The organism is Bacteroidota bacterium, from assembly GCA_040388375.1.
Classification (GTDB): domain Bacteria; phylum Bacteroidota; class Bacteroidia; order UKL13-3; family UKL13-3; genus JAAFJM01.
Genome location: JAZKBU010000009.1, coordinates 78903 through 103660 on the forward strand (window position 1 = coordinate 78903; position 24758 = coordinate 103660).

General features: G+C 34.4%; 21 protein-coding genes. 13 read left to right on the plus strand and 8 right to left on the minus strand.

Annotated elements, in window-relative coordinates; all coding sequences use genetic code 11:
- Positions 1–8 precede the first annotated feature (8 nt).
- Both mazG and V4538_14205 read left to right on the plus strand, forming a co-directional pair.
- A complete protein-coding gene (gene mazG / locus V4538_14200) occupies positions 9–791 on the plus strand; it encodes a nucleoside triphosphate pyrophosphohydrolase (protein MES2382193.1) in 783 nt (260 codons plus the stop codon).
- A gap of 188 nt (positions 792–979) precedes the next feature.
- On the plus strand, positions 980–1648 hold the full coding sequence (locus tag V4538_14205; protein MES2382194.1) for a hypothetical protein: 669 nt from the start codon (positions 980–982) through the stop codon (positions 1646–1648).
- A gap of 38 nt (positions 1649–1686) precedes the next feature.
- On the opposite strand, the gene V4538_14210 is transcribed toward V4538_14205, so the two are convergent.
- A complete protein-coding gene (locus V4538_14210; GenBank protein ID MES2382195.1) occupies positions 1687–2295 on the minus strand; it encodes a hypothetical protein in 609 nt (202 codons plus the stop codon).
- 54 nt (positions 2296–2349) lie between these two features.
- On the opposite strand from V4538_14210, the gene trmD reads away from it, so the two are divergent.
- From trmD to V4538_14225, 3 genes are all read left to right on the plus strand, one after another.
- The gene (gene trmD / locus V4538_14215; GenBank protein ID MES2382196.1) at positions 2350–3024 is read left to right on the plus strand and encodes a tRNA (guanosine(37)-N1)-methyltransferase TrmD; all 675 of its coding nucleotides are present in this window, start codon (positions 2350–2352) and stop codon (positions 3022–3024) included.
- 99 nt (positions 3025–3123) lie between these two features.
- Positions 3124–3480 carry a 50S ribosomal protein L19 gene (gene rplS, locus V4538_14220; GenBank protein MES2382197.1) on the plus strand — a complete coding sequence of 119 codons (357 nt, stop codon included), beginning with the start codon at positions 3124–3126 and terminating at the stop codon, positions 3478–3480.
- A gap of 121 nt (positions 3481–3601) precedes the next feature.
- Positions 3602–6283 carry a valine--tRNA ligase gene (locus tag V4538_14225; GenBank protein MES2382198.1) on the plus strand — a complete coding sequence of 894 codons (2682 nt, stop codon included), beginning with the start codon at positions 3602–3604 and terminating at the stop codon, positions 6281–6283.
- A gap of 49 nt (positions 6284–6332) precedes the next feature.
- Here the strand turns inward: V4538_14225 and V4538_14230 are convergent, their stop codons facing one another.
- Together V4538_14230 and queG are read right to left on the minus strand one after the other, a co-directional pair.
- Positions 6333–7646: a hypothetical protein gene (locus V4538_14230; protein ID MES2382199.1), complete on the minus strand. Its 1314-nt coding sequence runs from the start codon at positions 7644–7646 to the stop codon at positions 6333–6335.
- Between the two features lie 6 nt (positions 7647–7652).
- Positions 7653–8582 carry a tRNA epoxyqueuosine(34) reductase QueG gene (queG, locus tag V4538_14235; GenBank protein ID MES2382200.1) on the minus strand — a complete coding sequence of 310 codons (930 nt, stop codon included), beginning with the start codon at positions 8580–8582 and terminating at the stop codon, positions 7653–7655.
- A gap of 61 nt (positions 8583–8643) precedes the next feature.
- Here queG and V4538_14240 point away from each other — a divergent pair, with 61 nt between their 5' ends.
- The 3 genes from V4538_14240 to V4538_14250 all read left to right on the plus strand — a co-directional run bounded on the left by V4538_14240 (position 8644) and on the right by V4538_14250 (position 10683).
- The gene (locus V4538_14240; GenBank protein MES2382201.1) at positions 8644–8928 is read left to right on the plus strand and encodes a muconolactone Delta-isomerase family protein; all 285 of its coding nucleotides are present in this window, start codon (positions 8644–8646) and stop codon (positions 8926–8928) included.
- A gap of 106 nt (positions 8929–9034) precedes the next feature.
- Positions 9035–10087, plus strand: coding sequence for an Ldh family oxidoreductase (locus V4538_14245; protein MES2382202.1), 1053 nt, complete (start codon positions 9035–9037; stop codon positions 10085–10087).
- 14 nt (positions 10088–10101) lie between these two features.
- Entirely contained in the window at positions 10102–10683 is a 582-nt protein-coding gene (locus V4538_14250; protein MES2382203.1) for a Maf family nucleotide pyrophosphatase, read from the plus strand.
- Positions 10684–10686: 3 nt separating this feature from the next.
- On the opposite strand, the gene V4538_14255 is transcribed toward V4538_14250, so the two are convergent.
- The 4 genes from V4538_14255 to V4538_14270 form a co-directional block, all read right to left on the minus strand.
- Positions 10687–11604: an exopolyphosphatase gene (locus V4538_14255; GenBank protein MES2382204.1), complete on the minus strand. Its 918-nt coding sequence runs from the start codon at positions 11602–11604 to the stop codon at positions 10687–10689.
- Positions 11605–11695: 91 nt separating this feature from the next.
- Complete coding sequence (locus V4538_14260; GenBank protein ID MES2382205.1) at positions 11696–15862, minus strand: immunoglobulin-like domain-containing protein; 4167 nt, start codon at positions 15860–15862, stop codon at positions 11696–11698.
- A 58-nt stretch (positions 15863–15920) separates the two neighbouring features.
- Complete coding sequence (locus V4538_14265) at positions 15921–17039, minus strand: cytochrome c peroxidase (protein MES2382206.1); 1119 nt, start codon at positions 17037–17039, stop codon at positions 15921–15923.
- A gap of 7 nt (positions 17040–17046) precedes the next feature.
- Complete coding sequence (locus V4538_14270; protein MES2382207.1) at positions 17047–17841, minus strand: MbnP family protein; 795 nt, start codon at positions 17839–17841, stop codon at positions 17047–17049.
- 90 nt (positions 17842–17931) lie between these two features.
- Here V4538_14270 and V4538_14275 point away from each other — a divergent pair, with 90 nt between their 5' ends.
- A complete protein-coding gene (locus V4538_14275; GenBank protein ID MES2382208.1) occupies positions 17932–18423 on the plus strand; it encodes a YajQ family cyclic di-GMP-binding protein in 492 nt (163 codons plus the stop codon).
- 77 nt (positions 18424–18500) lie between these two features.
- Here V4538_14275 and V4538_14280 read toward each other — a convergent pair whose 3' ends face one another.
- The gene (locus tag V4538_14280) at positions 18501–21068 is read right to left on the minus strand and encodes a T9SS-dependent M36 family metallopeptidase (protein MES2382209.1); all 2568 of its coding nucleotides are present in this window, start codon (positions 21066–21068) and stop codon (positions 18501–18503) included.
- Between the two features lie 123 nt (positions 21069–21191).
- On the opposite strand from V4538_14280, the gene trpS reads away from it, so the two are divergent.
- The 4 genes from trpS to V4538_14300 all read left to right on the plus strand — a co-directional run bounded on the left by trpS (position 21192) and on the right by V4538_14300 (position 24752).
- Positions 21192–22196 (plus strand): tryptophan--tRNA ligase, encoded by a 1005-nt coding sequence (gene trpS / locus V4538_14285; protein MES2382210.1) that lies wholly within the window; start codon positions 21192–21194, stop codon positions 22194–22196.
- Position 22197: 1 nt separating this feature from the next.
- A complete protein-coding gene (locus tag V4538_14290; protein MES2382211.1) occupies positions 22198–23139 on the plus strand; it encodes a bifunctional riboflavin kinase/FAD synthetase in 942 nt (313 codons plus the stop codon).
- An 83-nt stretch (positions 23140–23222) separates the two neighbouring features.
- Entirely contained in the window at positions 23223–23762 is a 540-nt protein-coding gene (pyrR, locus tag V4538_14295; protein ID MES2382212.1) for a bifunctional pyr operon transcriptional regulator/uracil phosphoribosyltransferase PyrR, read from the plus strand.
- Positions 23763–23825: 63 nt separating this feature from the next.
- On the plus strand, positions 23826–24752 hold the full coding sequence (locus tag V4538_14300; GenBank protein ID MES2382213.1) for an aspartate carbamoyltransferase catalytic subunit: 927 nt from the start codon (positions 23826–23828) through the stop codon (positions 24750–24752).
- The last annotated feature ends 6 nt before the right edge of the window (positions 24753–24758 follow it).

The following is a 24758-nucleotide window of genomic DNA, read 5'->3' on the forward strand; positions in this document are numbered from 1 at the left end:
ATATTACAATGAATACATTAAAAGATAAACACGATGCATTTGAACGCATGTTAACCATCATGGATGAGTTAAGAGAAAAATGTCCGTGGGATAAAAAACAAACCTTAGAAAGCTTACGCCATTTAACTATAGAAGAAACTTATGAGTTAAGCGATTCCATTATAACCAATAACTTAGGTGAACTAAAAAAGGAATTAGGCGATGTTTTGTTACATATTATATTTTATGCAAAAATAGCCAGCGAACAAAACGAATTCGACATTGCTGACGTGATGAATACATTATGTGAGAAATTAATTGTACGACACCCACATATATACGGTGATGTAATAGCCGAAACCGAAGAACAGGTAAAAGAAAACTGGGAACAAATAAAACTAAAAGAAGGTAACAAATCAGTGTTAAGTGGTGTAAGTGCTGGCATACCAAGCTTGGTAAAAGCCCTTCGTATGCAAGAAAAAGCAGCGCAGGTTGGTTTTGATTGGGAAACACCGGAACAGGTTTGGGCCAAAGTAAACGAAGAGTTAGAGGAATTTAAGGAAGAGCTAGACATACCTAATAATCAAATAAAAACAGAGCAGGAATTTGGCGATTTGCTTTTTTCGTTGGTTAATTTAGCCCGTAAAAACGGCATAAATCCGGATAATGCATTGGAATACACCAATCAAAAGTTTAAAAACAGGTTTATGTTTATTGAAGAACGAGCCAATACCATGGAAAAAAAATTAACCGACCTCAATTTAACAGAAATGGACCTTATTTGGAATGAAAGTAAACAACATGGTCTTTAAACATTTAACTGGCAGCATTTCTATGTAAGCAGCAAAATAAGCCACATACAACCAGTTGAAAGTAAGCTTTATGTCTTATTTTAATCTATTTAAATTATTCAAAAACAATTTATTTTATTAAATTGTATTAGCTGAATTCATAAAAGTTTCGGTTTTTTCATTTTTTATGTTTTAATTTGCAAGCACATATGAGTAATTACGGAAAAAAAATAAGTTTAATATTAATAGCATTTTTACTTATTGCTAATATTAATGTTATAGCACAAAAAAAGATGCCGTTTAGTATTTACGTTAATGCGAATTATGCGTACACTGTTTTTGATGTAAATACAGCTAAAGCTGGATTTGGCGAATTAGGTGTTAGATTCAATGCATTTGATGGCCTTCAAATTGGTTTACAAGGAACCTATCATCAATTTACCAAAGATAATTTTGACCTACAAGCAGCAGCTTTATACTCTACAACTTTGATGGGTGCGGAGTTAAACGCCCTATATGAGTTTAAAGTACAAAACGATATTTTTGTTGGACCCGGAATAGGGTTTAACGTAAGTACATTTAAAAACGAAACTACATTTAACAATGAAGTAAAGGTTTCGAGTAACCTGACTAAACCTATTTATGTATACAGATTTTTTGTTAACGCCAGAAAAGCATTAACCAGCAAATTTGATATACAAGGCGGACTTTCATGGAATATGCCACAGTCTAAATATATGGATGGTGTTGCTTTACAGAAAAAAGGATTTGATACCGATAATTTTTTAGGCCTTCACATTGGCCTTGTTTACCACTTAGGATCTAAAGTTCCTAAACGCTTCTCACGTTCAAGAAGATTACGTTGTCCAAGATTTTAATACAAAAAAAGCGATGAAAATTTCATCGCTTTTTTTATTTAGTTAATTTCATCATAACTATCCCAAGACCTGATGGTAAAACCAACAAATATAGTTCTTGGCTCATTATCGTAAGATAAATTCAATACAAACCTACCATATATAGGAATACAAGTACCAATGGTAAATGTTGGTAATAAACGGGCATCCTGCTTTTCTTCAATCCAATATTTAGTAGGATCAAATTTCTCCTGATACTCTTTATACACTTTCTTTTTTGTTATACCCATACCTATATACAAAGGTATTTTAGGGGTTAGTGTTATAACTAATGAAGGGGCAACAAAATAAGCATAGGAAATACTTTGTTCCCCAGTAAATAAATTATTAGCCCTGATGGAATCTAAAAATGGCTGGTCGCCTGCTTTACCTCTTACAGGCTCCATAAAATCCTTGATACCAAATCGGTAACTGATAGCAAAACCCACTTTTTTAAAAAAAACATGATTCCCTCCCAACATTAGTTGTTCAGATGGAATAGCTCCCATGCCAAAACAATTGTAGGCAATAAACTTTTGCATATGCGTTTTATTTTCCCTATTGGCATATTGAGCAAAAACGGGTGCAGTAAAAAGAATAAACAGTCCTAATAATATATTTTTTTTCATAGCGGGCGAAAATAAAATTTATAATTTCATTTAATGACTATTATTTTGCAGCTGATGCGAATAGATATAATTACCCTACATCCTCCTTTAATTGAAAATGTATTTAACCACTCTATTTTAAAAAGAGCCCAAGAAAAAGGGATAGTAGAAATTGTTTTGCATAACCTACGCGATTATGGATTGGGTAAACACAAGCAAGCAGACGATTATGCCTTTGGTGGCGGAGCAGGTATGGTTATGATGATAGAACCCATTGATAATTGTATAGCAGCCTTAAAAGCAGAACGCACCTACGATGAAATTATATACATGAGTCCAGATGGGGAGGAATTTGTACAGTCAACGGCTAACCAATTATCATCCTTAAAAAATATCATTATTTTATGTGGGCACTATAAAGGTATTGATGAACGCATAAGGCAATATTTAGTAACCAAAGAAATTTCTATTGGAAATTATGTACTTACCGGGGGTGAATTAGCCGCTGCTGTTATAGTTGATGCCGTTGTACGTTTAATTCCGGGAGTTTTAAACGATGCACAATCAGCTTTAAGTGATTCGTTTCAAGACGATTTAATTAGTCCGCCAGTTTACACAAAACCATTTGAATACAAAGGTTGGACTGTTCCCGAAATACTTTTAAGTGGCCATCAGGCCAAAATAGAAGAGTGGAAAATGCAGCAATCCATTGAAAGGACGAAGCAACGAAGACCTAATTTGCTCAAATAAATAAGGCTTCAAATATTTTTAAATTATTTGCAGAAAAAATATTTGCATTTTTATAAAATAGACTTACTTTCGCAGTCCAATTTTTTGACCAGAATAGTTATGAATTATACAGAAGCAATAAAATTAGTTGAATCAGAATTTACAACAGGAAAAACATTTCCTACTTTTAAAGCTGGTGATACTATAAACGTATATTACAAAATCAGAGAAGGTGCTAAAGAGCGCATTCAGCAATATCAAGGTGTTTGTCTACAACGTAGAAATTCTAGCATTGCAGAAACTTTTACAGTTCGTAAAATTTCTAACGGTGTTGGTGTTGAACGTATTTTCCCTTTATACAGCTTAAATATTGATAAAATAGAGGTGGTCAGCCGCGGAAAAGTTCGCAGGGCTCGTTTGTTCTACTTACGCGCTTTAACTGGTAAAGCTGCCAAAATCAAAGAGAAAAGAGGTTAGTTTTTTCATAGTTAAATTGGAAAGCCCTAATTCATTCATTGAATTGGGGTTTTTTTTTGAAAATTTTTATTTATTAATCAAACAAAATGAATGGCATTAATTAATTTGCCAGCTTAATTATATGACAAAAGAAATTTCTAAAACATACAGCCCACAAGCTATAGAAGACAAATGGTATAGCTACTGGTTAGACAATAAATATTTTCACGCTACTCCTGACGAAAGAGAACCATACTGTATAGTTATTCCCCCACCCAATGTTACAGGTGTTTTACACATGGGTCATATGCTAAACAATACTATTCAGGATGTTTTAACTCGTAGAGCACGTATGCAAGGCAAAAATGCTTGCTGGGTTCCGGGAACAGACCATGCCAGTATTGCAACAGAAGCTAAAGTTGTTCAAATGTTACGCGAACGTGGTATAAAAAAATCGGATTTAAGCAGAGAAGATTTTTTAAAATATGCCTGGGAATGGAAAGAAAAGTATGGCGGAATTATACTGGAGCAACTTAAAAAATTAGGTGCCAGTTGCGATTGGGATAGAACCCGTTTCACCATGGAACCCAATTTAAGTGAGGCAGTAATTGAAGTATTTATTGACCTGTATAATAAAGGATTAATTTACCGTGAGTTACGTATGGTAAACTGGGATCCACAAGGTAAAACAGCTTTGAGCGATGAGGAGGTTATTTATAAAGATGTACAGTCAAAACTGTATTATATAAAATATTATTTAACTGAAAAATCGAAAACAGAAATTCAAAATTCGGATTTTGTTGTTATTGCTACTACCCGTCCTGAAACTATTTTGGCTGATACAGCTATTTGTGTAAATCCTAATGATGAACGTTTTAAGCATTTAATTGGTAAAAAAGTTTTGGTTCCTTTTATTAACCGTGAAATTGAAATTATAGCCGATGAATATGTAGCCATGGATTTTGGTACCGGTTGCTTAAAAGTTACGCCTGCTCACGATAAAAACGATTACGATTTAGGTAAAAAACACCAACTTGAAGTAATTGATATTTTAAACGAAGAAGGCTTTTTAAATGAAAAAGCGCAAGATGAACGCTACATAGGTAAAGACCGTTTTGCTGTACGTAAGCAAATTGCTGTTGATTTAGAAGAAGCAGGACATCTTTTAAAAATAGATGAGTACAAAAACCAAGTTGGTACCAGTGAAAGAACCGGTGCTGTAATTGAACCCCGCTTAACATTACAGTGGTGGATTGATATGAAGAAATTTTTGGCTAAAAACCCGCAGGTATTGGATGCGGTAATGAGCGATGAAATTAAGTTTCATCCTGCCAACATGAAAAATACCTACAAGCACTGGATTGACAATATTAAAGACTGGTGTATCAGTCGCCAACTTTGGTGGGGGCAACAAATACCTGCGTGGTATGATGAAACAGGAAATTATATTGTTGCAAAAACGAAGGAAGAAGCGATTGAGAAATTCAAAATCCAAAATCCAAAATCCGAAATCCAAAATATTAAGCAGGATGAAGATGTGTTAGATACTTGGTTCAGCTCTTGGTTATGGCCAATTAGTGTTTTTGATGGCTTTAAAGAAAAAAATAACGAAGACATCAAATATTTTTATCCGACCAATGATTTAGTAACTGCTCCTGAAATTATGTTTTTTTGGGTAGCCCGTATGATTATGGCCGGATACGAATGGATGGGGCAAAAACCATTTAGCAATGTTTATTATACCGGAATTGTACGCGATAAACAACGTAGAAAAATGAGCAAATCATTGGGTAATTCTCCTGATCCATTGGATTTAATTGCACAGTATGGGGCTGATGGTGTACGAATGGGTATGCTTATTTGCAGTCCTGCCGGTAACGATATTTTATTTGACGAAAGCCAAGTAGAACAAGGCCGAAACTTTGCCAATAAAATTTGGAATGCTTTCCGTTTGGTAAAAGGTTTTGAAGTAAAACCTGATAGTGAATTTGCTGCTGATTTATTGGCAAGCAATACCATTTCAGCACAATGGTTTGAAACCAGATTCAACACAGCCTTACTGGAAATTGAAGAAAAATGTAAAGACTACAAATTAAGCGAAGCCTTAATGATGATTTACAAACTGATTTGGGACGATTACTGTGCTTGGTACTTGGAAATGATTAAACCAGTTTACGGTGAACCATTGAACGAAAGTACTTACCAAACAACAGTTCATTTCTTTGAGCAATTAATGAAAGTATTGCATCCGTTTATGCCTTTTATTACCGAAGAAATTTGGCAAGAATTAGCAGAAAGAAAAGAAGGTGAAAGCATTTGTGTTGCCGCATATCCAACTGTAGAGACGTTGCATGCAGCATCTACTAAAGCAGTGTCCCCACAATTAAACAATACATTTGAAACCATTACGAAAGTACGTGAATTGCGCAACAGTAAAGGTATTAGCCCTAAAGAAGCTTTTGAAATAGTTATAAGCACAACTCAAATTAATTTGTACGAACCATATCAGTTTTTAATAAAAAAACTAGCTAATGTTTCAAGTATTCAATTCAATATAGAAGCGCCTAATTTTGTTTCATTACCTGTTGCTACAGACCAAGTATTTGTAAAACTAAATATTGAAATTGATGCGGAAGCTGAACGTGAAAAAATTAACAAGGAAATAGAATACCTAACCGGCTTTATGGCTAGTGTTGATGTTAAATTAAGTAACGAAAAATTTGTAGCCAATGCCAAACCTGATTTGGTTGAGAAAGAGCGTCAGAAGAAAGCAGATGCTATGGCTAAAATAGAAATATTGAAGCAAGGTTTAGCTGGTTTATAATAATCATCTTTAATAAAAAAAGCCACTCTTTTGGAGTGGCTTTTTTTTATTATTCATTATCTACCAATTGTTTCATTTTTCCTTCCATTAAGCGGTCATTGAATTTTTGAATAACCTTTTCGTATTCATTGATATTAAACAACGCTTTTTTCTTACGCATATAAGCTATTATATCTCCATCAGGAAATAACCCCATATCATTACGAGGCACGTTAAATGGTTTTGGTAATGCCTGCATCTTATCATCGTATACATGTAACCCATAAGTAAACTTATTGGAGAACTCTGATAAATCATCGCAAAACGAGGCAATAAAGAAATTAGATGAATCAAAATCGTCCGGTTCGGGCATTACCTCTCCCTGTTGGTTTAAGAAAACGTTATTGAAATTTTTATTGACAATTTTCAATGCGGAAGTATCGTAAAAGAACAACACTTTACTAAACTTATAATTTTTAGTAAACTTCTCAACCACCATTTTATTGGTAGCTTCCTGCTGAAAGTGTAATTGTTGAATTTCTGAATATTTTTCTAACTCACGCAATACTTTTTCTTCGTTGGGGTTTGTAGTTGGTAACATTACCAAAAGGGTACCTTTACTTAATTTTAATAATTGTTTCTGTGTTTCTTCGTTTTCATCAAACAAAACCTTTCCTATTTGTACCGCACTTAATCTTATACCTAATTCAAATAAATCAGGGCGCCCTTTAACATAATTAATATTATTCTGATTGGTAAAACTATGTACATACTTTATATCAAAATTACCTATTGAGCTAAACTTAAAACTCAAGCCCAACATGCCTGAAAAATCAAAATCACCTGCTTTGTTTTTATTGGCATCAACTCCACCTTGTGCTAATCTGTACTCGCCATTTTCTAATATTTCTGTATAGCTATACAATAAAAAGGATGGTCTGACACCTAAAATAATTCTAAAGTCAGAGCTGCTTCTATCCGGTATTAAATGCAAGGCAAACGAAGGGTCATAATAATAACCGCCATACTGGTTATCTAAATTTCGTTCTCTGCTGCTAATAATATTTAATGCTACGGGTTCAATGGCGTAATCCCATAAACTTACAAAACTATTTACATAATACTTGTTAAAAGGCCTGGTTAAAAATAAGCTTATGCGGGGTAGTGCTCTACCGGAATAGTTACCATATTGAGCTCCTAATAAATTAAAGTTTACATCTAAACCCACTCCAAAATTTAAATTATTAGGGTCCATTTTATGCAACAATAATTTTTTTGTAGCTGGAGGTGTTGTTACTTCCTTACTTTTTTTTACTTGCGCAAAAACACTGTTAAAACTTAAACAAAGCGTTAAAATATATAAATACGTACTTATTTTTTTCATGTTAGCCTATGCTTTATTTATGAAGTCAATATTTCTCTTCAAACCGTTGTATTTGGTTCTTTTTACCGGTGATTTTTTAAATAATGTATTGAATACTTGTTCGGTTATTTCCTCCCAATCTTTTTTTTGCATGTGTAATAACTCATTTGGGGGTTCAAATAAAGGCTCATTGTGAGCTTGTGAAAATCTATTCCAGGGGCATACATTCTGGCAAACATCACATCCAAAAGCCCAATTATCGAATTTATTTTTCATTTCTACAGGAATAGCTTCCTTGAGTTCAATAGTAAAATAACTGATACACTTACTTCCATCAACTACTGAAGGAGCAATAATAGCCTGTGTAGGACAGGCATCAATACAAGCGGTACAAGTACCGCAATGGCTAGTCGTGGGTGAATCGTAAGCTAAATCTAAATCAATAATCAGTTCGGCTAGGAAAAAAAAGGAACCATTTCCTTTATTAATTAAATTCCCATTTTTACCAATCCAACCCAATCCACTTTTTGCTGCCCATGCCCTTTCTAAAATAGGTGCGGAATCCACAAAACAACGACCTCCTACTTCGCCTATTTCTTCCTGAATATATGCGAGTAACTCGGTTAACTTGTCTTTTACTACATAATGGTAATCTTGTCCGTATGCATACTTAGATATTTTGGGTGCATCAGCATGTAATTGTGTTTTGGGTGTATAATAGTTATATAGCAAACTCACTACTGACTTTGCTCCATCAACTAAAATAGTCGGGTCCAACCTTTTGTCAAAATGATTTTCCATATAAGCCATTTTGCCATTTTTATTTTCTCTTAACCACTTTTCTAATTTAGGTGCTTCTGAGGCCAAATACTCTGCTTTGCTTATACCACAAAAACTAAAGCCTAAATCGGCAGCTTTATTTTTTATTAATTGGGCATACTTTGTTTTGTTTGGCATAGCAATTGACAAAAATGATTAGTTACATTTGAAATAAAAAGAAATAAATACTATGGTATTCATGGTCGAAATAAAATTACCGGATGAAATTGATAGCCATTTTATGCGTAAAATTCCTAGTCACAGAGCATTCATCAATCAATTAATTAATCAGGGTAAAATTCAAAGTTACACTATTAATGAGGAAAGAACACGTGGCTGGATTATTTTTAATACGGAGAACGAAGCTGAAGTTAATACTATAATGGAGCAATTACCTTTGTATGAATTTATTCAATCTAAAATACACAACGTAATGGTACACGATAGTGAAATGTTTCGTTTCCCTAAAATGCACATGAATTAATATCATTAATTCGTCCATCAATCAGTAGCTCATAAGTTATTATAATTCTCATTTCTATAATGGAATGACCTTATATTTGCCCACCATTTCATTATAATACTTACTGATGTTTTATTCAAAAGACAGATTACTTCAATTTTCGAAAAATATTTTTATACAATGTGGAATGCCTGAAAACGAGGCACAGCAAGCTGCAGATGTTTTAATTAGTGCTGACTTACGCGGTATTGATTCGCACGGAGTAGCCAGGTTAAGCGGCTATGTAAGACTATATGAAACGCAAAGGGCTAACATGACACCCAAGTGGGGTATTATTCATGAAACACCGAGTACTGCCACCATTGATGCTGATAATGGTTTAGGGTTGGTAGTGGCCCCACAAGCTATGCATATAGCTATTGAAAAAGCTAAACAGGTGGGTACGGGTTGGGTTGCTATTCAAAATTCCAATCATTTTGGTATAGCAGCTTACCACGCCATGAAAGCACTTCCTGAAAACATGATTGGCATAGCCATGACCAATGCAAGTCCATTGGTTGCTCCTACTCATTCAAAGGAAAGAATGCTGGGAACAAACCCTATTTGTGTTGTTTTTCCTGCAAAAAAATACAACCCGGTGGTTATTGATATGGCAACAAGCGCTGCTGCAAATGGTAAGTTAGAAATTGCGCAAAGAAACAATAAACAGATACCTTTAGGTTGGGTACAAGATAAAGATGGGAACGATAGTGTTGATGCAAACGAGTTAAAAAACAAAGGTTCATTGCTTCCTTTAGGAGGTCATAAGGGTTATGGTCTTGGTGCCCTTGTAGATATTTTAACAGGTGTTCTTTCCGGTGCCAATTATGGGCCTTGGGTTCCTCCTTTTGTATCTTTTCTAAATCCATTAAACGATTTACCCGGTAAAGGCATCGGGCATTTTTTAGGCGCTATGCGCATAGATGCTTTCAGGCCTGCTGATGATTTTCTACATCATATTGATAACTGGATTGAACGTTTTAAAAATGCAGAAAGAATTAATTCCGATCAAAAAATTATTATTCCCGGTGAGCCAGAGTTTGAAATGGAAACTGAACGACTTCAAACAGGTATACCACTAAATAAGTTGGTGGAGGACGATTTATTGAAACTAGCCGAACAATTTAACATAGTACTATAATTTAAAGCCGAGTCATGAATAAAAAAATAATACTAGCTTCAAAATCGCCAAGAAGACAAGAGTTAATAAAGGGGCTTGAATTAAATTATGAAGTTTTCACTTATGAAGTGGATGAAACTTTTCCTGCTGAATTAAAAGCCGGAAATATTGTTACTTATCTGGCTGAAAAAAAATCTGCAGCTTACCCTAAACCACTCGGTAACGATGAAATACTTATTACTGCTGATACAATAGTATGGGTAAATGACCATGTATTAAACAAACCTGAGTCTAAGCAAGAGGCCTTTGCCATGCTCAATGAAATTTGTGGTACTACACACCATGTTTATACCGGAGTTTGCATGAAAAGCAATACAGAAAGCATTACCTTTTTTGATACCAGTTTGGTTACTATTAATAACCTAAGTGATGCTGAAAAATGCCATTATATTAACAACTACAAACCTTTTGATAAAGCGGGCAGTTATGGCATTCAGGATTGGTTTGGATATACCGCTGTTGAAAAAATTGAAGGCTGCTTTTATAATGTAATGGGATTACCTGTTAGAAAAATATACAGCGAGCTTAAAAAACAAAATTGGTTTTCGCTGCCCTAAGTATTAATTATACATGGAGTAAATAGCTCCTTCTTTCATGGCATAATTGGAGCAAATTAATTTTTTAATGTCTGCTATTTCTATAATTGTTTCTATCAGTATAGTGGCTATTGAAATATATTCTGCTCTAAAATCAACCATCCCTTTTAACTTTAAACGCTGTTCAATAGTTGATGTAAGAATTAACTCATTAAACATTTCAAACTCTTTTATATGTATTTCAAATGCGTTTTTAGTGAGTGAAATAGGAATAACATGTAAATCGTTAATGACCACATCTACCAAGGTTTCAAAACTTCCTGCAGTGCCTATCAGTACTTTTAACGGATAATATTTAATTGCTTTTTTTAAAGGCTCTAATTCGTTTAAAATATATTCTTTTATATTTTGTATTTCTGCTGTTGTTGGTGGGTTTTGAGGGCAGAATTTCTCAATTAGTCTTACGGCACCTAAATCAAAACTTTGTTGCCAATGAACAGATTGATGACGGCCAATAATAAACTCAACACTGCCTCCGCCAATATCCATTACCAATATTTCATCTTCAGGTAATTTAAATGATTTTGATGCTCCATTATATACATACAAGGCTTCTTCATTGCCATCAATTATTGATATATCAATTCCCAGTAGTTCTTTAATTCTATTGACTAAAACAGACCCGTTGCTGGCATTTCGAATAGCTGAAGTTGCCAGTGCTTTTATATCAGTAATACCTAATCCATCAATATATGATTTGAACTGAGTTAATGCGGTAATGGCCCGCTGCATAGCCGCATCGGTTATGGTATTAGAAACCATTCCTCCTAAACCTATTTTAACAGGAAACTCCAAATTAACGGCAGGGTTTAACTGCCCGTTTTTTATTTCTGCAATTAGTAAATTAAAAGTGTTTGAACCTAAATCAATTACTGCCTTCATTCATTCAAATTTAATAAAAATAAAAAAAGAAAGGTGCTTAAATTTAATTAAGCACCTTTCTTTTTTAAACTGATTGGTTTATCAATTCAAGTTATTTAACTACGCTTATTTTATGCGTATACACTTTATTGTTTGTTTCCACCTGTATTAAGTAAACACCATTTGCAAAAGCTGACAAATCAATTTGTTTTTCAACTAAATCGTTTTTGTTAATGGTTATTGTTTTAGCTAAACCACCTACTGCATTGTATACTTTAATGTTTACATCGTCAGTTAATGCTTCAAATAATTTTAGTTTTAATAAACCATTACTTGGGTTTGGATATATAGCTACAATATTGTTTGCATTTAATACATCTTCTACTGATGATGAATTGGCTACTACATTTACTGTTCTGATTGTCGGTGCTGATTGATTACCTGATAAATCTGTTACTTTATAAGATACACTGAACAATCCTTCTACATCGCCAAAGTAATCTCCATTACCATTTTGAGGTAAATTACTTACTATGGTAAGATTTTTTCTTATTTGTGCATCTGTATTATAATTATCTGATATTTGAACACCTGGGTCATTAAACACACTCCAACGTATTAAATTAACCGTTGTTGCGCCTAATAACGATATTGTAGGTGCTTTACCATCTTTTACTATAATAGTTCTTGTTATAAATTCCACATTACCTGAACCATCTGTTACTGTGTATATTTGAGTATATGTTCCTAATGAATCTACACGTAAATCAGTTGTTTTGGTTAAATATAAATTGTTAACCGGCCAGTAATTATCACTTACGCCAACTCCCGGGTCATTATAAACCTCATTTACTTCTATTTCTAAAGGCGAAGCGCCATTCAAAGTAATGCTTGGTTTTATTTTATCAGTTACATTTACTTCTAACCTTAATTGTGCAGCTGCATTACCTGACTCATCTACTAAATCATAAACTACATAGTAAATACCAATCAAATTAGGGTTAACAACTCCAACATAAGTAGGTGTTAATTGTGCTTTAGAATTATAATTATCTGACCAATTAATAGCTTCTAATGGTTCAAAATTAGTTAATACTTGGTGCAGATATGGAATCCCTTTAGCTATAATAACAGGCTTGATTGTATCTTGAACAATAATTGTTCTATCTACAAATTTGGTAAAGCTAAATGCATCGGTAATTGTATATCTTGTAGTATAAGTGCCTATAACATTTTCATTCAGGTCAGTTGTTTTTACCACATTAGCACTAATGTCTGCACCTGTATTATCTAATGCAATTACACCTGGATCAACAAAAGGTGTTTTTACATTGGTACGTACTGTTGAACCACCAAGTAAAGCAATAGCAGGACCTGTATTGTTTAATTCTACTATAACTGTACGTATTAAAGTATCTGATACATTACCTGAGTAATCTTTTACAAAATATTTAATGGTATAAACACCCAAGTTACTTGTATCTAATGTTGATACTATTTGTACTCTGCCTGCAATATTACCTTCTATATTATCTGTTGCCAATACCCAAGGATCATTGAAGGTTTTGTTAATCTCGGTACGTACAATGTTGTTACCCAATAATGATATGACAGGCTTAACATTGTCTTTATTAATAGCTACATTAAAGTCTTTAAACATACCTATTACCGAGTACACTGAATTAAACTGGGTAGAGTTGGCTAAATCTGTTCCTACACGCATACGGGTAGTTCCATAACCTTGGGTTGGTGAGATAACAATAGTATCGATTAACTGAGCATCACCATTGTTTATTTTGTTTAATACTAACTCATTGCTTTCAAAGTTGGCATTAAAGTTTAAATCTATCCAAACTTTGTAATCCATATTGGTTCCTGCACTTGGTCTGTTTATTACAATAGCGTATTTACCACCCCTGTTTACATTAGCTAATTGGGTAGTGGTATTAATATATTGATAAGTTGGACCTGTAAAATTAGTAAATGTTGAATCAACACTACTTAACCTTACTCTTCTAATACCCATGGTAGCATCAGCCACACTTGAAAATACAGTACCCGAACCAGGTGTTTGGTATGCACTTACTTGTATAAAGGCTGTTTTGGTTACTGAATCTACACCAAAATTATTAGTAGTAACTAAACGTATAGTATAAGCAACAGGGCTTGTTAAACGTACCTGTGGGTTTTGACTGTTAGCACTGGTTCCATTGATGAATTGTACTGCATTAGGGCTGAATATCCAGTTCCATTGTGTTACACCATAAACTGATTGATCAATCAATTTAAAAGTATCGGTATTAAAGCCTAAAAATTTATCGGCAGTAAAACGGGCTATCGGAATTCTGTTAATAGGTAAAAAGGTTACTGTTTTTCTAATCGTATCTGAACCTACACAGTTATAAGCCACCATGGTAATTACACGTGATAGCGGGGTAGTTACTAAAAACGTTCTGGTTGGGTTAGCTGAGGTTGAATCAAACAAACCATTACCATCTGTATCCCATGAGTATTTCATCAAAGTACCTGTTGAAGTATTTACATAACTTACCGGTTGGTTTGAATAGAAAGTATCAGGTATATTAAACGATGCTGTTGGTTTACTGTAACTGGCCGGTTTAGCTTCCCAACGGAAAGAAAAAGTGGCTGAATCGTATCCGCCTGGAATAGTAGCACTACCAGGTTTGTATTTAAAACTTAAACTGCTTCCACCACGTATAATTGATTGAGCCGGGCTTAAAGGTAATTGACCCGTGCTGCTGGCTCCTACTGCTGTTAAACGTGGTGAGGTAGTAGAATTCGGACCATTGAATATTTCTATACTATCACCAGGTAACATTTTAATTCTTTCAATATATAATGTAACTGAATCAGCACAAGGTGCAATGGTAAAACCAGGGCAACTTGGTGACCATAAACTTCTGGCATAACTGGTATATGGACCTGATACACCATATAAAAATCCTATTGGTTCGCTACTTTGGTATGAAGTTCCTGCACACATATTTATACCAGTGAATACTTGTACATAGCTTGGCTTACAAATAGAATCCGTCCCTCGATTATTCCATACGCGTAAACATACTCTAAATACACCAGGGTCAAAGGCTGCAAAACGGGGATTGGATATAGTATTACTTGGATTAAAGTAGTTAGGAAATGCATTGGGATCTGTGGCACAAGTGGCACAAGGTGGATCAAAACTCCATTCCCACTGGTTAGGACCATTGGTTGATAAATCTAAAAGAGGTGCTTCTTCACCAAAACCTAATTTACGTTTAAAGCTGATAAAATCTGCTTTTGGTTTTTGACTTGGTGTATCTACATAAATAAATTTAACAATAGAATCTAATAATGAATCGCGTTTGTAATTATTTACTGCTAATAGTTTTACACGTTTTAAACCTGGTGAGGTAAAGGTATAAGTAAAGTGGTTGCTATATTTAGCTGTATCAATATAACCGGCATAAATACCCGCTGTGGTGCGATTATAACCAGGGTATAATGGGTTTTCATCAGGTAAATTCCAAAACACACGGCTTTGGAAACTTGAAGTATTTAATATGGTTTGAGGACTATTAATCCATACCGTATCGGGTGTATAAAAATTAGCTATTGGAGGAAGTGCTACCCCTGAACTAAGAATGGTCATTTGCATATTGGGTCTGTTGGTATAATTTGTACCTGCATTACCAATAGGACACATTACACCTGTACTATTATCATCCCAAGCCTGAATAACAGAATTGAATGATGTAACTGTATTAGCCACTGCAGGAGATGCAGTAAAACTATTGTTACCATTGTCATGGCACAAATCAATTAATAAATTAGATGTTCCGTCCCAAGTAAAAGGTGTTTGAAAAGTATGTGTATTCCAACCACTTACCGGTACATAAGCCGCAGTAGTGTAAACCTGAGTCAAACCTGTATTATCCCATGCTGTTGATAACACCGAAACTGTGGTGTTTTTCATTTTAATGGTATAATTGTTATGAGAACCGGATGCATTTTGGGTAATTACATTAAACGCCAATGTAGATATAGTACTTTGAGAACCATAACCTAAAGTATTTAATTCAGAGGCTAAAATAAGAAGTTGTATTTTTGATTGAGAGAACCAAGCTCCATAAGGAGTAGGTTGAGTGTTGGTAGCATTGGTGGTAGTGCCTGTTCCGATAGTAATTACTGTTTGTGCTTGCACAAATGAAATTCCCATCAACATAAAAAGGATGCAAGTAAGCATGCCCCTTTTTAAAATTTGTAATTCTGGTTTCATATTTGTTTGTTTGTTTGTTTGCTTTTATTTTGTTCGTATAAATTACTAAGCTTAGTAATTAAGGCTTAGCAAATTTAGTATTTTTTATAAAACTACTGTCAGTCATTGTTTGTAAAAATGCAATTAAATCCTGCTTTTGTTCAAGTGTTAATTGTAAACCCAAAGGAAGATGCTTTGCTATTAGAGGATCAACCCATGGCGAATTCTTTACTCCTGAATCATAAAAATCAATTACTTCTTCCAATGTTTTTAAGCTGCCATCATGCATATAAGGAGCCGTGAAAGCCAGATTACGCAGACTAGGTGTTTTAAATTTTCCTATATCATTTGATTGATTAGTTATACGAAACAAACCTGAATCGGTTGGGTTTTCAGACAAACCATTGTTATGCATTTGAAAATCAGTCATAAAAACGCTTTTATCAGCGCCATGGCAATGAAAGCAATCTGCTCCTTTTAAGCCCAAAGCCGGATTATTCTCTGAAATGAATAACAGCAAGCCATTTCGCTCTGATTCTGTAAAAACACCTAGGTTTCTGGTTGCCAAATATTGGTCGTACTTTGAATTAAATGACAATAGGGTTCTTTCGAACTGAGCAATAGCCTTTTGTATTAGTAATGTGTAAATGGAATCGGTACCGAAAGCTTTCTTAAATAGCTTAGGATAAAACGGATGCGCTTGAAGTCTTGAAATAATAACAGGCAGGGAGCCCGCCATTTCGTTTGGCGCTTGTATAGGAACTATGGACTGCCTTTCTAAGCTGGGAGCCGCTCCATCCCAAAAAAACTTATGAACGGAAGCTGATTTACTTTCCTGATATGCCAGATTAAATAAAGGCATTGCATTTCTTGTACCCTTTTCTCCTGTTACTCCTACACTAAAATCTAATCCATTATCGGTAAAGGCAAAACTTTGGTTATGGCAACTGGCACACGATTGGGAGTTGTTAGCCGATAACATTGTTTCGTAAAATAATTTTCGACCTAATTCAACTCCTTCTTCCGTTAGTGGATTATCGGCTGGAGGCTGTATATAGTTATTGGGGGTAAAATAAGATGGATATTCTATGATATATGGAGTTGGACTTTCTTGTCCGAATTCTAATTTTTTATCCTTTACGCATGATGCATAAAAGATTAAAACTAAAACCAATAACAAGTAAGCAATTTTTCTCATCTATTAACTACTTTAATTTAACATCCTGCAGTATAAACATAGCATTCATATTGGGTAACAACTTAGCTAAACTTGGTTCATTTGCATTGTGAATATTACGTTTATCTACTTTTAAATCGTAGGTGTTGGGCGTATTAAAAAATTTGCCTAAATCCATTTTAATTTCAACATCAACTCCGTTTGTTGCGTTTTTCACTTTAAATGATGATAAATCAAATGCCTTGTTTACTAAATTTTTATTTCCACCTACATCTAAACTGAAGGTTACTAAATCAGTGGTACGTCCTTCCAGTCTATAAAATATATAACCACTTGTCCAGTTCCAGTACATTCCTAACGATGGATCAAGCGCTCCTGTTTGCTCACCGGTGCTATTTGCCACACTATCAACACCCAAATCAAACCTTATAGAATCATATAATCCTGCCGGAACTTTGCTTATTGAAACAATATATTTAAAAGCATCATCTCCCTGATTTAAATTATAGGTTCCAATATTTGTCCAGGTGTTTTTAAGTTTATCTTTTAACTGAATATTAGAAATACGGTATGATAAATTAGAGATTGTAAGTGTATCTTTCGCATTGTTTATATAGTTCTGTGAGCCATAAACAATGGGCTGAGCATTAAAATAATGAGAGAAATTTAAGGATGCTTTTCCATCTGTGGCAAAAAGCAATCCGGTGTAATTGGTTATGGTATCCAATTCATTAACCGTTTTTTTGTTCACCGTATCAGGATCTTTGCTACAACTCATTATTAAAACAGAAAAAAAGCAGCATATAAAAATTATTTTTTTCATGACCTTTATTTATTTTACCAAATATACCATCTTGCATGGCGAAATAAAACAGTATAAATATAAAATTTACTTAAAAATACACTAATAATAATGGCAAGTTTTGATATAGTTTCTAAAATTGATTTACAAAAAATTGATAATGCTATTAACACAGCAGACAAAGAATTGGTAAATAGGTATGATTTAAAAGATGCTGAATGTAGCATTGAATTAGACAAAAAAGGTAAAATTGTAAAAATTCAAGCTAACCAAGATATGGCTTTAAAAAGTATTATTGACATTATATTAGGTAAGTTCAGCAAGCAACAATTGGATGTAAGAAGCCTGGATTTGAGCAAAGAGCCGAGGCCAAGTGGTAAACTTATTTTACAGGATTTACCTATTAAAGAGGGTTTGGATAAAGAGGCTGCAAAAAAAGTAGTGGCGTTTTTAAAGGAATCTAAACTAAAAATCCAAGCCAGTATTATGGATGATCAGGTTAGGGTAACGGGTAAACAAATTGACGATTTACAAGAGGCAATGGCTAAAGTAAGGTCACATGATTTTGATGTGCCTTTGCAGTTTGACAATATGAGAAGCTAACTCCATCTTTACTATTATAAAAAAAGTCCATTTACTAAATTGTAAATGGACTTTTTTATTTGTAATAAAATCAATGCTTATTCAATTATCAATTTCTTGGTAACGCTACCCTCATTTGATTTTATGGTTATTAAATAAATACCTGCTTTGCAGAATGAAATATCTAAATCGCTTGTGCTTTCGCTAATATTAATAGTTGAACTTTGAAGTTCTTTACCACTAATGTCAAATATAGTGTATTCGCAAACTCCTAAATTATTAGGTGCGTTAATAGAGAATTTGCCGTTACTAGGATTAGGAAATAATTTAATACCAATGGTTGCATTTTGTTCTGTAACACTATTTGATAAATCTGTTGGTAAATCGAATGCCTGCGTTCCATCTGATCTTGAACTGGCAGCACCTTGCGAAGCAGAAAAACCAAGGCCTCTTCTTGCAAATGCTTTCCAAATAATATCTTTATTGGCATTGCCATTTAAGATAGAATCTGCTTTTAAAATAGCATTTCTAGAATCAACAAAACCGGGGTTACATGGTTGTAATTTTAAACCTTCTACTACTAATCTTAATGCTTTATTGTTTCCACCGTTACCTGTGTATACATTTTCATCAAAACCGTATCGGTCTATCATGGCAAGGTACATATCGTACAACATGCTGCACCAAACAAAACCAACGCCATGTGGTATTGCAAATGTTTTAATACTATTATAGGTAGCAGGATTTATAGTCATGTTTCTGCTGTATTTATAGTTACGTATTCCTAAACCGTTTGTATCCTGGTTAATTAAATGTGTTCCCATTCCTCTACTCGCTAATGTAGTTTCATATGGTTTTGATGTTAAAACCAAAGCAAAGAAATCGCTCCAACCCTCTCCTGCTTGTTCCTGATTGGTTAAACACGATGAGTTAGCTGCACCACCCGTTAAACGGCCTGAAATACCGTGTCCGTATTCGTGGGCAATTACGCCATTGTCAAAATCGCTATCGTAAGTAGGTGATGTAGCTGATACTGTTGATGAATCGTATAAGCTTAAAGTAACTATTCCCGAGTCTAAATATTTTTTTATTTTAACACCGTCTGCCTGGCTCATCATTACGGAAGGAATTGTAATTCCACTTGAACCACTGCCTGTCATAGCATAAATAGCTTGTGAACTGTTGTTAAATACAATAACAGCTATAGCTCCTGCTTGTTGTGCTGCATTTACTTTGGTTACAAATCCACAAGTGCCTCTGTCTATTAAGGCAATTTTTCCGTTTACTTCAGTTGCATTTACCAATGGAGTGGTACAGCCTTCAGCCGGTTTTGTTCCGCCTCCGTTTACCAATACTAGTTGGCCTGTTATAGGATATACACCTAACTTAGGTCCAAAACTTGACTGTACTGCATCATACTTACCGGCAATAGCAGCAGGTGCTTCAATTTGTACATTTTTGGTTGCAGTGGCTCCATTTACCCATAAATACATTTGCATACGGCCATTGGTTCCATCTGCAGGAGCTGAAAAATTTGCGTTGTTGGTTCCACTTCCATCTTGTGCATCGGCAAAAACAAAATCGTCTCCTTCGCCTTTGTTGGTATAATTTGTACTTTGGTAATTACCTGATTCTTCATCAAAACCATAATGATAAAATACATCATGTATGGTATTATTCCAGAAATACAAATTGGTAATGGCTGCATTTAAATTTCCTCTTGGGCTTCCTCCTAAGGTATAATCATAATCAAAAACCAAATTAGCGCCTGCATCCGGTGAATAACCATCGGTGCCATTGGTCGCCAAAGTATCTTCTTTAGCCCATACATTATTACCTCTTGTAATGGTATATTCTGCTCCGGCAACTCCATTGTCATCGTGCCATCCGTAAGGCGATGCCACAACATCATATGCGTTACTCACTAATTTTCTACTACCTCTTGCCGGGCTTTCTAATGGTATTGGAAATACTCTGTATGTTCCTCCGGCATCAGCCTTGCCTAAACTAGGCTCATCATCAAAATTAAAATAATAGGGTTTGTTTTGTTTTGAAGCAGCCATTTCAGCCGGATTACATTTAGTGGTGTAATTTGATTTGTGAATAATTGAACCGTCAGCGGCATCAATAACCAAATCTAACCAATCGCTGGTTTCGTCATTCAATACTTCAATTTGCCATGCTGAAAACAGTTTATTGTCTTTTATAAAATAAACTAACTTTCCTTTAACGGCCTCGCTTGACATCGCTTTATCTTCAATTTCAAACTTGTTATCTTGCAAAATAATTGCTTTGTTTAATGCTTTATTTGGAATACTCGCCTCATTTAAAGCCACATTTAAAGCCTGGCTGGCATCGTATTTTGTACTATTTGCTACTTCTGCAGTATTTAATAAAAACAGGTTTTTATTAAATATATTTCCATTTTTATCTAAGTGAATACTGCTTTGGGTATTGTAAATTTCGCTATTTTGAAATTGTTGTTTAAAATAAATATGGGTTATTTGTGTTTGTTTATCCGTATGCGAACTATTGATAAATAACTGCTCTTCTGTTATCCATTTGTAACCTAATTCGTGTAAATAATTTTTGAGTGATGTTTTATTAACTTGTGCTTTTAAGGTAACAATTAAACAGACTAGTAAAATAGTAAAATATTTTTTCATAATTTTTTTATATCAAGTCAAAAATAGAATAAGTTTTTAAAAAACAAACCCTTACAATTAGTAAATGGACTATTGGGTATAAACAACTATTTTGCACCACCGTTTTTGAAAAAAGAAATTTAGATGAAAAAAGAAATTGTTGTAAGTGGTATCAGACCAACAGGAAACTTACATTTAGGCAACTATATGGGTGCTGTTAAAAATTTTATAAAGATGCAGCATGAATATAATTGCTATTTTTTTATAGCAGACTACCACTCGCTCACAACACATCCAAATCCTAAAAGTTTACACAAAAATGTCAAACAGGTATTAGCTGAATATATAGCCTGTGGTATTAACCCTGAGGCGTGTACCATTTATATTCAAAGTGATTTACCGGAAATAGCTGAACTGTATTTGCTATTGAATATGCACGCTTATAAAGGTGAATTGGAAAGGGTATCATCATTTAAAGAAAAAGCCAAATTGCATCCTGACAATATTAATGCAGGATTACTTACTTACCCTGTTTTAATGGCAGCCGATATACTTATTCATAAAGCGGTTAAAGTACCTGTAGGTAAAGACCAGGAGCAACACCTGGAAATGGCCAGAACTTTTGGCAACCGATTTAACCGAATATATGAACATGAATTATTTCCGGAACCGCAGGCTTTTAACTACGGCAACAATTTGGTTAAAGTTCCTGGCTTACAAGGGGGAGGTAAAATGAGTAAAAGTGATGGTGATGCAAACGTTATTAATTTAATAGATGATGAAGCCCTGGTTAGAAAAAAAATAATGAAAGCGGTAAGCGATGTGGCTCCAACGGAACCAAACGCTACACCCAGCCAGGCCGTTCAAAATTTATTTGATTTAATGCAACTTGTTTCGGCTAACGATGTAATTGAACATTACAAAAATACTTTTGCCGATTGCAGTATTCGGTATGGCGATATGAAAAAACAATTGGCTGAAGATATGGTACAGTTTGTTTCACCTATAAAAAAACAAATTGATGCTATTATGGAAGATGAAGCATCGTTAAATAAAATTGCTAAAACGGGTAGAGACAAAGCAATGGAAAGTGCCTCTAAAACAATAGCAGAAGCAAGGGATTTAATAGGCTTCAAAAAATTCTACTAACATGAAAGTTTACTATAACATAAATGATTTACCCCCCATTAAAAATGCCATTGTTAGTCAAGGCACTTTTGACGGTGTTCATTTAGCACATAAAAAAATAATTGAAAGACTTAAGCAATTAGCCAAACAAAAAAATGGGGAAACGGTGCTCATGACTTTTGAGCCTCATCCCAGAATGGTTCTATTTCCTAGCGACCATGGCTTGCAATTATTAAGTACACTCAAGGAGAAAATACATTTATTAGAAAAAACAGGTATTGACCACTTATTGGTTATTCCTTTTACCAAAGAATTTTCAAGACAAAGCTCTGAGCAATTTATAAGGGATATACTGGTAAACAAACTGCATACGCATACCTTGGTTATTGGCTACGACCACCGATTTGGTAAAAACAGGGAAGGCTCGTTTGAGCACTTAAAAGAATATTCTTCACTTTATGGGTTTGAAGTAGAGGAAATACCTGAGCAGGATATTGATGATATAGCGGTTAGCTCAACTAAAATAAGAACAGCTTTATTAAATGATGATATAATCACTGCTAAAAAATATTTAGGCACTAATTATGTTTTAGAAGGTACAGTAGTTAAAGGACAACAGCTTGGCAGAACAATTGGTTATCCAACCGCTAATATTGAAGTTGACAATACTTTTAAACTGATTCCAACAGATGGCGTTTATGCTGTGTGGGTTTGGCATAACAATATTAAATACGGAGGCATGTTAAACATTGGCAATAACCCTACCATTGAAAACAAAGGCCGAAGTATTGAAGTAAACATTTTTAATTTTGCCAAAGAAATTTATGGCGAAACCATCACCATTGAATTTGCTTTGAAACTAAGGAACGAAGAGAAATTTGATGGATTAGAAACTTTAAAAAATCAATTGGCATTAGATAAAGAAAACACATTGAAAACACTTGGTTTACAAGTTACGGAATAACAAAATTTGTTTTAATTGTATTTCTATGATTAAATAATATTTTTACACCATAAAAAGCGTATTTACATTCGCACTATAAACTGATGAACGCCAAAACTATCCTTGAGAAAAAGCAATTCAGCATTGTAATTGACAGGCTTTGTTATGAGCTTATTGAAAAACATGGCAATTTTAACCACTCTGCTATTATAGGATTGCAACCCAGAGGCATTTTTTTAGCCAGACGGGTAATTAAAAGGCTTCATGAAATAACCAACAATACAAACATACTTTACGGAGAGTTGGATATTGCCTTTTACAGAGATGACTTTAGAAGAGGCAATGAGCAAATAGTACCTAATGCCATGAATATTAATTTTACGGTTGAAAACAAAAAAGTAATTTTAATTGATGATGTATTGTACACTGGGCGTACCATACGTGCCGCGTTGGATGCTTTGGTTGATTTTGGCCGACCAGATAAAGTGGAATTGATGGTATTAATTGACAGGCGATATAGCCGACACTTACCTATTCAGCCTGACTATACGGGCATAACTGTAGATACAAGAGCTAATGATAAAGTAAAAGTGGAATGGAAAGAAAATAACAAAGCAGATTTAGCCATGATTGTAAGTAGTTAAAGCTATACCTAAACTACAACCAAGTTAGTAAATGCCTATTATAACAAACAGTAAAAAACATCAATGAAAAAGTTTACGCAAAAGCACTTGTTAGGAATAAAAGATATTAACCCTACCGATATTGAGCTAATATTTGAAACCGCAGATAACTTTAAAACGGTTATCAATAGGCCTATTAAAAAAGTTCCTTCATTGCGTGATGTTACTATTGCCAATATATTTTTCGAAAACTCTACCCGAACCCGTATCTCATTTGAATTAGCACAAAAACGCTTAAGCGCTGATATTGTCAATTTTTCTGCATCATCGTCATCGGTTTCAAAAGGTGAAACACTGATTGATACGGTTAATAATATTTTAGCCATGAAAGTTGACATGGTAGTTATGCGCCACCCGGCACCGGGTGCGGCCATGTTTCTTTCACAACACATTAATGCAAGTATAATAAATGCCGGAGACGGTACTCATGAACACCCCACACAAGCTTTACTCGATGCCTTTTCTATAAGAGAAAAACTGGGAACTGTTCAAGGAAAAAAAATAGTTATAGTAGGTGATATTTTACACTCGCGTGTGGCCCTTTCCAATATTATTTGCTTAAAAAAATTAGGCGCAGAAGTAATGGTATGTGGGCCAAGTACACTTATACCAAAACACATTGAAAGTTTAGGGGTATTGGTCGAAAACAATTTAATGAAAGCTTTAAACTGGTGCGATGTGGCTAATATGCTTCGTATTCAGTTAGAACGTCAGGATATTAAATACTTTCCATCGTTACGTGAATATAGTATGCTGTATGGATTGGATAAAGAACGCCTTGATTCATTAAACAAAGAAATAGTTATTATGCACCCTGGGCCTATTAACAGAGGGGTTGAGATTACCAGCGAAGTAGCCGACAGCAAACATGCTATTATTTTAGATCAGGTTGAAAACGGTGTAGCCATTAGAATGGCTGTTATGTATTTACTGGCGGGTCAAAAAGCGTAATACGTT